At 69.4% G+C, this 11,164-nt stretch carries 13 protein-coding genes and 2 tRNA genes; 12 read left to right on the top strand and 3 right to left on the bottom strand.

Annotated features, from left to right (window positions below):
- The 3 genes from MKK67_RS10430 to MKK67_RS10420 form a co-directional block, all read left to right on the top strand.
- On the top strand, window positions 1-1,231 hold a 1,231-nt coding region (locus tag MKK67_RS10430; RefSeq protein ID WP_279601550.1), incomplete at its 5' end, for a transketolase C-terminal domain-containing protein.
- A 251-nt stretch (window positions 1,232-1,482) separates the two neighbouring features.
- On the top strand, window positions 1,483-1,761 hold the full coding sequence (locus MKK67_RS10425) for a hypothetical protein (RefSeq protein ID WP_243963894.1): 279 nt from the start codon (window positions 1,483-1,485) through the stop codon (window positions 1,759-1,761).
- The gene (locus MKK67_RS10420) at window positions 1,761-2,411 is read left to right on the top strand and encodes a Fic family protein (RefSeq protein WP_243963893.1); all 651 of its coding nucleotides are present in this window, start codon (window positions 1,761-1,763) and stop codon (window positions 2,409-2,411) included. Before MKK67_RS10425 ends, MKK67_RS10420 begins: the two co-directional genes overlap by 1 nt.
- A 3-nt stretch (window positions 2,412-2,414) precedes the next feature.
- Here the strand turns inward: MKK67_RS10420 and MKK67_RS10415 are convergent, their stop codons facing one another.
- Entirely contained in the window at window positions 2,415-3,506 is a 1,092-nt protein-coding gene (locus tag MKK67_RS10415; RefSeq protein WP_243963892.1) for a tartrate dehydrogenase, read from the bottom strand.
- A 101-nt stretch (window positions 3,507-3,607) separates the two neighbouring features.
- Window positions 3,608-5,551 (bottom strand): chloride channel protein, encoded by a 1,944-nt coding sequence (locus MKK67_RS10410; protein ID WP_243963891.1) that lies wholly within the window; start codon window positions 5,549-5,551, stop codon window positions 3,608-3,610.
- Window positions 5,552-5,704: 153 nt separating this feature from the next.
- Between MKK67_RS10410 and MKK67_RS10405 the strand changes: the two genes are divergently transcribed.
- From MKK67_RS10405 to MKK67_RS10365, 9 genes are all read left to right on the top strand, one after another.
- A tRNA-His gene (locus tag MKK67_RS10405) sits at window positions 5,705-5,781 on the top strand.
- Window positions 5,782-5,979: 198 nt separating this feature from the next.
- On the top strand, window positions 5,980-7,056 hold the full coding sequence (locus tag MKK67_RS10400; protein ID WP_243963890.1) for a tartrate dehydrogenase: 1,077 nt from the start codon (window positions 5,980-5,982) through the stop codon (window positions 7,054-7,056).
- A 110-nt stretch (window positions 7,057-7,166) separates the two neighbouring features.
- Window positions 7,167-7,736, top strand: a complete 570-nt coding sequence (gene hpt, locus MKK67_RS10395) for a hypoxanthine phosphoribosyltransferase (protein ID WP_243963889.1) — start codon at window positions 7,167-7,169, stop codon at window positions 7,734-7,736.
- Window positions 7,737-7,920: 184 nt separating this feature from the next.
- Window positions 7,921-8,286, top strand: a complete 366-nt coding sequence (locus tag MKK67_RS10390) for a response regulator (protein WP_007567202.1) — start codon at window positions 7,921-7,923, stop codon at window positions 8,284-8,286.
- Between the two features lie 135 nt (window positions 8,287-8,421).
- Window positions 8,422-8,715 carry a hypothetical protein gene (locus MKK67_RS10385; RefSeq protein ID WP_243963888.1) on the top strand — a complete coding sequence of 98 codons (294 nt, stop codon included), beginning with the start codon at window positions 8,422-8,424 and terminating at the stop codon, window positions 8,713-8,715.
- A gap of 60 nt (window positions 8,716-8,775) precedes the next feature.
- Window positions 8,776-9,156, top strand: coding sequence for a hypothetical protein (locus MKK67_RS10380; RefSeq protein WP_243963887.1), 381 nt, complete (start codon window positions 8,776-8,778; stop codon window positions 9,154-9,156).
- A gap of 82 nt (window positions 9,157-9,238) precedes the next feature.
- Window positions 9,239-9,313, top strand: a tRNA-Thr gene (locus MKK67_RS10375).
- A 354-nt stretch (window positions 9,314-9,667) separates the two neighbouring features.
- A complete protein-coding gene (locus MKK67_RS10370; RefSeq protein WP_243963885.1) occupies window positions 9,668-10,033 on the top strand; it encodes a NepR family anti-sigma factor in 366 nt (121 codons plus the stop codon).
- Window positions 10,030-10,626 carry a sigma-70 family RNA polymerase sigma factor gene (locus MKK67_RS10365; RefSeq protein ID WP_243963884.1) on the top strand — a complete coding sequence of 199 codons (597 nt, stop codon included), beginning with the start codon at window positions 10,030-10,032 and terminating at the stop codon, window positions 10,624-10,626. Before MKK67_RS10370 ends, MKK67_RS10365 begins: the two co-directional genes overlap by 4 nt.
- 4 nt (window positions 10,627-10,630) lie before the next feature.
- On the opposite strand, the gene MKK67_RS10360 is transcribed toward MKK67_RS10365, so the two are convergent.
- Window positions 10,631-11,161, bottom strand: coding sequence for an isochorismatase family protein (locus tag MKK67_RS10360; RefSeq protein WP_243963883.1), 531 nt, complete (start codon window positions 11,159-11,161; stop codon window positions 10,631-10,633).
- Between the last annotated feature and the right edge of the window lie 3 nt (window positions 11,162-11,164).

The raw sequence follows: 11,164 nt of genomic DNA, 5'->3' as shown, positions 1-11,164 counted from the left end.
GTCTGCACCGCGCCGGAGGTACCGGCGCGGATCCGTCGCGGGCTGTCGGACGCGGCGGCGATCCTGCGTCGCGGATAGCATCCCCGTCTCTTGCCGGGCCTTCCCTGGCCTTGCGCGCCGGTTCGGCCTACATGGCGAGGCCCCGGCCGAGGCCTCGGCCGACCGCTATCACGGCGTGGTCAAGTTCGACGTGGTCTCAGGCGTCCAGGCCAAGGCCAAGCCGAACGCCCCGGCCTATACCCGGGTGTTCGGCGAGAGCCTGATCAAGGCGGCCGATGCCGACGATAGGGTCGTGGCGATCACCGCGGCGATGCCCGGCGGCACCGGCATCGATCTCTTTGGGAAAGCCCACCCCGACAAGACCTTCGACGTCGGCATCGCCGAGCAGCACGCGGTGACGTTCGCCGGCGGCCTGGCCACCGAGGGCTACCGGCCGTTCGTGGCGATCTACTCGACCTTCCTGCAGCGGGCCTACGATCAGGTCGTGCACGACGTGGCGTTGCAGAACCTGCCCGTGCGGTTCTGCCTGGACCGGGCCGGGCTGGTCGGCGCCGACGGCGCGACGCATGCCGGCGCGTTCGACCTGGCGTATCTGTGCTGCCTGCCGAACATGACCGTGATGGCGGCCTCCGACGAGGCCGAGCTGGTGCACATGGTGGCGACCGCGCACGCCCATGACAGCGGCCCAATCGCGCTGCGCTACCCGCGCGGCGAGGGCGTCGGCGTCGAGCTGCCGGAGCGGGGCGACGTGCTTCCGATCGGCAAGGGCCGGATGGTCCGCCAGGACCCGGAGGCCCGGGTGGCGATCCTGTCGCTCGGCACGCGCCTGTCCGAGGCCCTGAAGGCGGCGGATGCGCTGTCGGATCAGGGCGTGGCGGTGAGCGTGGCGGATGCGCGCTTCGCCAAGCCGTTGGACGAGGCGCTGATCCTCGATCTAGCGCAGAGCCACGAGGTGCTGATCACCATCGAGGAGGGCTCGCGCGGCGGGTTCGGGGCGATGGTGCTGCACCTGCTGTCGGAGCGGGGCGCGCTGGATGCGGGCCGGGTGCGTGTGCGGACGCTGACGCTGCCGGATCTGTACCAGGACCACGACAGCCCGGAGAAGATGTACGCCGAGGCTGGGCTGGACGCCGCCACCATCGTCAAGACCGCGCTCGCCACCCTGCCGGCCTCCTCCGGCCAGGTCGAGCAAGCGAGCAACGTGGTGAGCGTCCGCCGCCGCCCGCGCTGATTGTTTTGAACGCGACGATCGTCCAACCCAATCCCCTCATCCTGAGGCGGCGGAGCGCGGATCTCCGCCAAGGGACAGAAGCGTTGCCGATGCGATTGACAACGCCGCGGAGGTGATCGGCTCGCTACGGGTGATGGGGCCGGAGGATTACGGCCGCTCGCAGTAACGGCGGCGGTACGAACCCAACCGCTGAACCCGACTTGGTGCGGACGAGCGCGGAATGCGCTATGGTTCTGGGGAAGGACCTCGCCATGACTGCACAGGTTGCCGTCCGTCCCCTGGCCGATGCCGCGCCGATGACGGCCAGGGACATAATCCACGACCTCGCCCGCCAGCACGCCATCCGCTACGAGCGGGGGCGCCTCGACGACTGGGCCGAGACGGTCTCCCGCGTGGCAGGCGACGACATCCAGCTGGACGAGACCGAGTGGCTCCTCGTCGCGCTGGGCCGCGCCGAAGTCATGCCCGAGATCGAGAACACCAGGCTTCACGCCCGTTATCTCGCTGAGCGGGACGGCCCCGAAATGTGATGTTCGATGTCTTCGGCGACTTCGAGGAACGCGGCTACCTCCGCAACGTCGCGGGCCTGAAAGACATCGCTCGCGTCAAGCAGCTGGAGCACAGGGCATTTCTGACGAAAGTCGGCAAGGCCGTCGCTGAGCTCTCGGATCGCGTTCCGCTGACCTACGCCGACATCCTCCGCACGCACGAGACCCTGTTCAGTCCCGTTTATCCCTGGGCCGGGCGCGACCGCTTGGAGACGGCGCCCGGTGCCCACATCAGCCGTGGCGGCTACGACCGGATGTTTGCCTTCCCACGGGATATCCGCGGAGCCGCCGAACACGCCCTTGAGCAGGGCAACGATTCCACCTTCATGCGGGCAAAGCCCGGCGCGGTGCTGGGCTCGCTGGCGCATGCGCATCCGTTCCTGGACGGGAACGGGCGCACCATCATGGTCGTGCACACGGTCCTGGCGAACCGAGCCGGTATCTCCCTCGCGTGGCAGGAGGCCGACAAGGCCGCCTTCCTGATGGCCCTGACCAAGGAGATACACCTGCCCGGCGACGGCCATCTCGATGCCTACCTCGCGCCGTTCCTGCGCGAAGCGGCACCGCAGGAGGAGCAGATCGAGAGCCTGAAAGCCCTCAAGACTCTCGGCTCTGCGCCCTCTCTCGGCTGATCCTCAGCCCAGAGCCTCCGCCACCGCCTTCCCACACGCCTGCGTGTCGGCATTACCGCCGAGGTCGCGCGTGCGCAGCGTCCGCTCGGACAGCACCCGCTCGATCCCGCTGACGATCTCCCGGGCGGCCTCGTGCTCGCCGAGATGCTCCAGCATCATCGCGCCCGACCAGATCTGGCCGATCGGGTTGGCGATGCCCTGGCCGGCGATGTCGGGGGCCGAGCCGTGGACCGGCTCGAACACGGACGGGTGCACCCGCTCCGGGTTGATGTTGCCGGACGGCGCGATGCCGATCGTGCCCGTGCAGGCGGGCCCCAGATCCGACAGGATGTCGCCGAACAGGTTCGAGGCGACCACAACGTCGAACCGGTCCGGGTTGAGCACGAAATGCGCGGTCAGGATGTCGATGTGGTACTGGTCCCACCGCACGTCCGGGTAGCCCTCGGCCACCGCCTTCACGCGCTCGTCCCAGTACGGCATCGTGATCGAGATGCCGTTCGACTTGGTGGCCGAGGTCAGGTGCTTCTTCGGTCGGGTCTGGGCCAACTCGAAGGCGAATTTCAGGATCCGGTCGACCCCGTGGCGGGTCATGATCGTCTCCTGCAGGGCGAATTCCCGGTCGGTGCCGGCGAACATCCGGCCGCCGGCATTCGAGTACTCGCCCTCGGTGTTCTCCCGGACCACCCAGAAGTCGATATCGCCGGGCTTGCGGTCGGCGAGCGGGCACTTCACCCCGGGCATCAGGCGCACCGGGCGCAGGTTGGCGTATTGATCGAACTCGCGCCGGAACAGGATCAGCGAGCCCCACAGGGAGATGTGGTCAGGCACGCGCTCCGGCATGCCGACGGCGCCGAAATAGATCGCGTCGTGTTTTTCGATCTGCGGCTTCCAGTCCTCCGGCATCATCCGGCCGTGCTGCTCGTAATAGTCGCAGCTCGCGAAATCGAACCAGTCGAGCTGGAGCGCGAAGCCGTGCCGCTTGGCCGCCTGCTCGAGCACGCGCACGCCCTCGGGCACCACCTCCTTGCCGATGCCATCGCCCGGGATCACCGCGATGCGGTAGCGGCGCTGCGGGCTGCTGTCTTGACCGGCCATGGATCCTCACGGGTGTCGCGTCACGGGCCGCCTGCCGGCCCTGGGTTGTCCGGTGCCAGGGTGTTGCACGCGCCGACGCGGTCAACACCCCCGACTAACAATCAGGTCGATTCGCCCGCCATGGCCCGGCGCTGGCGATCCAGCTCCTCGCTGTAGCGCTTGAGCGTGTGGCTCTCGGTGAGCAGGCCCAGGACCTGGCGGCTCGCGGCGCTCTGGACCACCGCGAGCGCCTCGCTCTCGCTGCGGTCGAAGGTTGCGGCCGCGTCCTTGGCGTTCATCTCGGGCGTCAGGAACAGGTCGGTGTGGTGCAGGAGATCGGCCAGCACCGGCGTCGCGCCGTCCACGGCGTCCTGGGCGGCGGCATGCGCCTCGGGGACGTTGACGATCCCGGCATAGCGGCCCTGGCCATCCACGGCGATCACCCGGGAGGGCGAGCCGAGCGGATGGGCGCGCAGGAAGGTCGGCAGCGGCGTGTCCAAAGCCGCGGTGGGGACGTCCCGGCGCATCAGCCGGCCCACGGTGAGCGAGCGGATCCAGCCGACATCGTGCGGGCTGCGGATGCTCTCGCCGCGCAGGTGGAAGCGCCAGGTGGCGAAGGAGTAGCCGAAGATCTTTCGCACGGTCAGCGAGGAGGCGATCACCGCCGCCAGCACGAGTCCGGTGATCGGCAGGCTGCCGGTGATCTCCAGCGCCAGGAACGTCATGGTCAGCGGGCCGCCGATGATCGCCACGGCGAGCGCGCTCATGCCGATCACCGCGTAGGCCAGCGGCGTGAGGCCGAAGCCCGCCATCGCCGGCAAAATATCCGGAGCCAGGGTGGCGAACAGCTTGCCGGCGATCGCCCCGAGGAACAGCGAGGCGAAGAACAGGCCGCCGCGGAACCCGGAGCCGATCGAGATCGCCGTGGCCGTCGCCTTGGCGGCGAACAGCCCGGCCAGGACCGCGGCCCCGTGGCCCTGCCCCTCGGCGGCGAAGTGCATGTGCAGGGCACCGTGGCCGCCCGAGAGCACCTGCGGCGTCGCGATGAGCGCCAGCGCGCCGACGCACAGCCCCCCGAAGGCGGGCCCGGCCGCCCGCGGCAGCCCGGAGGCCTGGACCAGCCGCTCGACCAGGGTGACGCCGCGCATGATCAGGATGCCGAGCAGCGCGCAGATCAACCCGAGGGCGAGGCTCGGCAGGATCTCCAGGCTGGTGATGTGCGAGGTCGTGACCGCCTGCATGTCGCCGAGATCGACCAGCGGCTGCGTGTGGATCAGCGCCCGGGAGACCAGGTTGCCGCACAAAGCCGCGATGACCACCGGCGCCAGGGTGGCGATCGTGTAGGTGCCGATGATCAGCTCGAACGCGTAGAACGCCCCGGCCAGCGGTGCCCCGAACCCCGCCGCGATGGCGCCGGCCGCTCCGCACCCGACCAGGGTCCGCAGGTCGCCCCGGCGCACCTCGAAGGCGATCCCGAGCCGCGAGGCGAGGCCGGAGGCGAGCTGCGTGTAGCCGGCTTCCAACCCCACCGAGGCGCCGGAGCCGTTGGAGATCACGTTCTGGAGGGCGAGGTAGAGGCTGTCCCGCAGGGACATCCGGCCGCCATGCAGGGCGTTCGCCTCGATCGGGTCGATGGCCGGACGCTTGCGCGGGCCGCGGATATAGTTCGCCGCAACGATCAGCAGCCCGAGGAGCACCCCGCCCAAACAGGGGCCGATCAGCAGGAGCGGCGGCGCCACGGCGTCGGCGGCGCTGAGCCGCGTCCCCGCCGGGAGGTGGTAGAGCGCCTCCCGTAGGGCCTGCGTCACCCAGGTCATGGCCGAGACCGCCAGCCCGCTGATGCAACCCACCACAGTCGCCAGCAGGACGAGGCCGCCCTCGCTGCGCCGGACGAGGCTGCGCAGCCGCCCGGGCGCCAGGAGGATCCGGGAGCGGGTCCAGCGCCCGCGGGGGCGAGCGCTTGGCCGGGCGGATTTCCGAGCCGGCCTGTTCTCCGCCGCCGTCTCGGAGGCCTGGACCGAATCCGGGGTCCCGGTCGCGGCTGGCGCCGGCTGTCGCGCGCTCACATTCCGCCCCTCACCCCCGATCCGCCTCGGCCGGCGCCGCATGGTTTCGGCCCCTCCTTATGGAGCGAATCCGGCCTGCGTCCACCGACGCCCCATCAAGCTGCACGGATCGCCTTGAAAACTGCCGCGGCCCACGATACACCGCCCGCCAGTGCCGCCGTAGCTCAGTTGGTTAGAGCACCAGATTGTGGATCTGGGGGTCCCCCGTTCGAGCCGGGGCGGTGGTACCATCCATTCAGGACGACTGCGCAAGGGGTTGGCGGATCGCCGACCCCTTTTGCATGTCCGGATGGCTGTACGGCGCGCGGCCCCCTGCCGCGGAACCGCAGGCCACGGACCGGTGTCGGCATAGCACCGGCCCTGTGCCATCCTGCCGGGACGCTGGCGCCCCTCGACGGGCGTGCGGCCCAAGAAACGGAGGCTACGCCATGAAGCAGTACCGCATCGCCGCCATCCCGGGGGACGGGATCGGCCGGGAGGTCATCGCCGCCGGCATCGAAGTGCTCGACGCCCTCGCCGAGCGCGACGGAAGCTTCCGCTTCGCCTTCGACCATTTCGACTGGGGCTCGGACTACTACAAGGCCCACGGCGTGATGATGCCCGCGGACGGGCTGGCGCGGATCAAGGATCACGACGCGATCTTCTTCGGGGCTGTCGGCGCGCCGGACGTGCCCGACCACATCACCCTCTGGGGCCTGCGGCTCGCGATCTGCCAGCCCTTCGACCAATATGCCAATGTCCGGCCGACCCGGATCCTGCCCGGCATCACCAGTCCCCTGCGCCACGTCACCGGGCCCGAGCTCGACTGGGTGATCGTGCGCGAGAATTCCGAGGGCGAGTATGCCGGCGTCGGCGGCCGGGTGCACCAGGGCCATGCCAACGAGGTCGCCACCGACGTCTCGATGATGACCCGCTCGGGCGTCGAGCGCATCATCCGCTACGCGTTCGCGCTGGCCCGGTCGCGGCCGCGCAAGCGGCTCACCGTGGTGACCAAGTCGAACGCCCAACGCCACGCCATGGTGATGTGGGACGAGATTGCGGCGTACGTCGCCCAAGATTTCCCCGACGTGACCTGGGACAAGATGCTGGTCGACGCCATGACCATGCGGATGGTGGGCAAACCCGAAACCCTCGACACGATCGTGGCGACCAACCTGCACGCCGACATCCTGTCGGACCTCGCGGCGGCGCTGGCCGGGTCGCTCGGCATCGCGCCCACCGCCAACATCAACCCGGAGCGCCGGTTTCCCTCGATGTTCGAGCCGATCCACGGCTCGGCCTTCGACATCACCGGCAAGGGCATCGCCAACCCGGTCGGCACGTTCTGGACCGCCTGCCAGATGCTGGAGCATCTCGGGGAACAACCCGCCGCCGACCGGCTGATGCGCGCGGTCGAGCGCGTCACCGCCGATCCCGCCCTGCACACCCCCGATCTCGGCGGCACGGCCACGACCCGCGCGGTCACGGAGGCGGTGATCGCGGCGATCCGCGGCGACAACGGCTGACGGTAGGCCGCCGGCTTGATCCGGAGTTCCCCCGGCGGGTCCTGGGCGTTAAGGTCGGTCTCGATCGCGGCGGTGAGCCCGCACAAAAAGAAACCTCCGGGACCCGTCAGATGAGTATCCCCGAGCGGCGCGTCCGCCCCCTGTTCGACGAGGCGGCGATCGCCAAGCGCAACACCGAGCTGGCGCAGGAGATCCTGTCGGCGAACCCGGAGAACCTCCTGGTCGTCGCGGTGCTCAAGGGCAGCTTCATGTTCGCCGCCGACCTGCTGCGGGCGCTGCACCGGGTCGGGCTGTCGCCGCAGGTGGAGTTCGTGCACCTGTCGAGCTACCGCACCGGCACCGTCTCCACCGGACAGGTCGAGATCCTGCGCGACGTGCAGAGCGAGGTGCGCGGGCGGGACGTGCTCCTGGTGGACGACATCCTGGAATCCGGCCGGACCGTGGTGTTCGCCAAGGACCTCCTCATGGCCCGCGGCGCCAAGCGGGTGCTCACCGCGGTGCTGCTGGAGAAGCCGGGCAAGCGCGCCGTGACGATCGACGCCGATTTCGTCGGCTTCACCTGCCCGGACGTGTTCGTGGTCGGCTACGGAATGGATGCGGCCCACGCCTTCCGCCAATTGCCCTTCGTGGGCGTGGTCGATTTCGACAGCGGCGACCCGGACCTGTTCGACGAGGCCTGACGCGCCCGCGATCGGGCGCGGCATTTTCGCCGCGCCGCCCGGCGATGCGATTGTTTTCCCGTCGCCTGACTTGACAGGGCAACGGTTCCGTTCGTGATCTGTTATCCATAAACAGGCCTGAAGTCTCATCCTGGCGGGACGCCCTCGGAATCAGGCCCGGGATCAGGAACGTTTACGGAACCCCATGGCGCGCATCCTTCTCGTGGATGACGAAGAGACCGTCCGCGGCTTCCTCAAGCGGGGGCTGGAGATCGACGGCCATGCCGTCGTGACCGCCAACGATGGCAGCGACGGGCTGGACCGGCTCAACGAGGCCGATGGCGGGTTCGACCTGATGCTGACCGACATCCGCATGCCGCTCATGGACGGCATCGCCCTGGCGCTCGCTGCCAAGCGCGATTTCCCGGACCTGACCATCCTGCTGATGACCGGCTTCGCCGACCAGCGGGAACGGGCCCGCGGGCTCGATGCGATCGTCACCGACGTGCTGACCAAGCCGTTCTCGCTCGCCGACCTGCGCGCCACGGTGAGACGGGCGCTCGCGGCCTGACGCGAGCCTTTTGGGTCGTCGACAGCCGGCGAATGATGATTTCATCCGCCTTTAAACATCCGCTTTAGCCACCGCTTCACGAAAGCGTGGCAGTTTCATCCGGCGAATTCCGATCAGGCCGGGCACGAGACCGCGATGGACCGTCGAGACAGGGACGCCGCCGACGCGGATTGGGACGACGACTGGGACGAGCCGCGGCGCCCCCGCAAGAGACTGTTCGGGCGGATGTTCGGGCTCGTGAAGCTCGCCTTGTTCCTGCTGCCCGGTGCGATCTTCCTCTACGGCAGCTTCGCCGATTGCAGCGCCCGCCCCGCCGCGTCGAGCTGGCTCGGGCTCCTCGGCGCGGGCGCCTGCGCGCGCGGCGAGATGATCGGCAACGTCCTGTCGATGCAGGACAACTTCGCCCTTCTGAAGCGCCTGATCGATTGAGGCGCGCGGGCGAACACCCCGCCGCGTCCCGCTTCGCACCGATCCTCGCGAGTTCCCGCCATGTCCAGCCGACTCCTTCCCTCAGCCTCCTCCGGCGCCGCCCCCGACGCCCTCGAGGAGGCCCAGTTCCGCGCCCGCATGGCGCGGCTCGGCACCGAGCCGGAAAGCCGGCGCGGCCGCCGCCGAGGGCCCCAGGCCACCGGCCGGGGCGGCTTCCGCTTGGGCTGGAAGAGCTGGCTCGTCGTCGATGCCCTGGTCGTGCTGCTGGTCGTGGCCGCGGTGGTCGCCTGGCCGCCGATCCAGGCCTGCCGGCACCAGGACAAGACGACCGGCTTCTACGCCGGCGACTCGGTCGACAAATGCATCCGCCGGGGCATCGCCGAGCGCATCGACCGAGCCGACCAGCGCCTGAAGGCCCTGGTGCGCAACTCGGGCCGCTAGCCGATTCCGCGCGACAGATCCCGGTTCCCGGGCCGCCTCGGCTTGAGCGACGGCACCGCGACTGATAGCAAGCGTGTCGCGGGCCGGTGTAGCACAGCGGTAGTGCAGCGGTTTTGTAAACCGAAGGTCGGGAGTTCGATCCTCTCCACCGGCACCACACCTCCCGCGCCCCTGGGCCTTCGGCCGGGACCGCGCGCGCAATCCTTTCCTCGACGACCCGTCAGGTTCTGCTCCGGCCGAGCGTGTGCGGGCTGAGTCCTGGTCTGCGCCGATGGGGAATCTGGCCGGCCACGCTCAGCAATCGTTCAGCGGCATCACGCGACGTTGACTTACTGCCAAGCTCAAATATGTATTTCTGAATTGTATCTGGCGTTTTTGTCAATAAATTACCGTCCAGCTCGCAAATTAAGACATTAAGATTTGATGAATACGAAGTTCAGAACCGATTAAATTCACTGCGCCTACCAGCGCCGTCGGAAGGCGATGACGCGCGTCTCAGCCGGAACCGGTCGTGAGACCGGGGCGGCAGATCGCCGGCTCTTTGGGCCGCATCGCCGCTGGTCGGGGCGTGATCATGACCCAGGGCAAGGACGAGCGGGCGGTGACGCGCTTCGCAGGAGACGCGGACGGAGCCGGGTTGAGGCCCGCGAACGATACCGTGCCCTTGGCCGCGCCAACTTTGGCCGCGTCCCTGCCGGACGGCGCGCCCGCGCGCGTCGCACCCGGGCGCCGGGCGATCAGCGACGCGGATCGCACCCGGATCGGGCGCGGCCTGCGCCTGCACTACGCCGATGTTCTGGCCCTGCCGATCCCGGAGCGGCTCCGGACTCTGATCGACGACCTCGCCGCATGCTCCGACACGGAGGCCCCGCAATGACCATGACCCTGCAAGCCGCGCCCGTCGGCAACCAGTCCGGGCCGCCGACGCAAGGGGTCGATGCCGAGATGCGCGATCTCCTGCTCGGGTCGATCCCGGCCCTGCGGGCCTTCGCGTTCTCGCTGACCTACGACCTGGACCGCTCGGACGACCTCGTGCAGGACACGCTGGTGCGCGCCTGGGTCAATGCCGGCAGCTTCCGCCGGGGGACCAACCTGACCGCCTGGCTGTTCACGATCCTGCGCAACCTGTTCTATTCGGAGCAGCGCAAGCGCAAGCGCGAGGTCGAGGATGCCGATGGCGTGATGGCCGGCAAGCTGACCTCCCTGCCCGAGCAGGAGGTGCGGATGGAGATGGCGCAGTTCCAGAGCGCCCTGAACCGTCTGCCCCATGCCCAGCGGGAAGCCCTGGTGCTCGTGGGAGCCCAGAGCTTCACCTACGAGGAGGCCGCCGCGATCTGCGGCGTCGCGGTCGGGACGATCAAGAGCCGGGTCAGCCGCGCCCGGATGCGCCTGATCGAGGTTCTGGAACTCGAAGGCCCGAACGATATCGGCACCGATGCCCGCACCCGGGCGGCGCTGGACAGTCGCTGAACGCCTATTTGATCAGCTTGACGGCCTCGCGAAACCGCGGGTGGCGGGCGGTGCCGAGCCACTCGAACACCACCATCTCGGTGGTGACGAGCTCGGCCCCGTGGGCCGCCATCCGGGCGAGGCCGGCGTCGCGGTTCTCGGGCCGGCGCGAACCCACCGCGTCGGCCACCACGGAGACGCGCCGCCCGGCCTCGAGGAGCCCGAGCACCGTCTGCAGCACGCAGATATGCGCCTCGCAGCCGGCGACCACGAGGTCGCGGTCCCCGATCCGGTCGAGGAAGCCCGGCGCTTCCGCGGCGCCGAAGCTCATCTTGGCGAAGGCCGCCCCGGGCTCCGGGGCGAGCTCCGGCACGGTCGGCCCGAGGCCGCCGGCATTCTGCTCGGTGAACAGGGACGGCACATCGAGCATCTTGGCCGCCGCGAAGAGGCGGCCGGTGTTGGCGATCACCCCGGCGCCGTCGGCGATGGCCGGCATCAGCCGGACCTGGACGTCGATGACCAGGAGCAACGTGCGGGCGGGATCGATCAGGGGCATCGT

The sequence above is a fragment of the Methylobacterium sp. J-072 genome, from assembly GCF_022829425.1.
Taxonomy (GTDB): Bacteria; Pseudomonadota; Alphaproteobacteria; order Rhizobiales; family Beijerinckiaceae; genus Methylobacterium.
This window is presented reverse-complemented; position numbering and strand designations above follow the sequence as displayed.

Coding starts and splice junctions, on each gene's coding strand:
- MKK67_RS10360 (WP_243963883.1), bottom strand. CDS start 11,161: ATGCCCCTGATCGATCCCGCCCGCACGTTGCTCCTGGTCATCGACGTC.
- MKK67_RS10420 (WP_243963893.1), top strand. CDS start 1,761: ATGTTCGATGTCTTCGGCGACTTCGAGGAACGCGGCTACCTCCGCAAC.
- MKK67_RS10380 (WP_243963887.1), top strand. CDS start 8,776: ATGTCCAGCCGACTCCTTCCCTCAGCCTCCTCCGGCGCCGCCCCCGAC.
- MKK67_RS10425 (WP_243963894.1), top strand. CDS start 1,483: ATGACTGCACAGGTTGCCGTCCGTCCCCTGGCCGATGCCGCGCCGATG.
- MKK67_RS10390 (WP_007567202.1), top strand. CDS start 7,921: ATGGCGCGCATCCTTCTCGTGGATGACGAAGAGACCGTCCGCGGCTTC.
- hpt (WP_243963889.1), top strand. CDS start 7,167: ATGAGTATCCCCGAGCGGCGCGTCCGCCCCCTGTTCGACGAGGCGGCG.
- MKK67_RS10385 (WP_243963888.1), top strand. CDS start 8,422: ATGGACCGTCGAGACAGGGACGCCGCCGACGCGGATTGGGACGACGAC.
- MKK67_RS10365 (WP_243963884.1), top strand. CDS start 10,030: ATGACCATGACCCTGCAAGCCGCGCCCGTCGGCAACCAGTCCGGGCCG.
- MKK67_RS10415 (WP_243963892.1), bottom strand. CDS start 3,506: ATGGCCGGTCAAGACAGCAGCCCGCAGCGCCGCTACCGCATCGCGGTG.
- MKK67_RS10400 (WP_243963890.1), top strand. CDS start 5,980: ATGAAGCAGTACCGCATCGCCGCCATCCCGGGGGACGGGATCGGCCGG.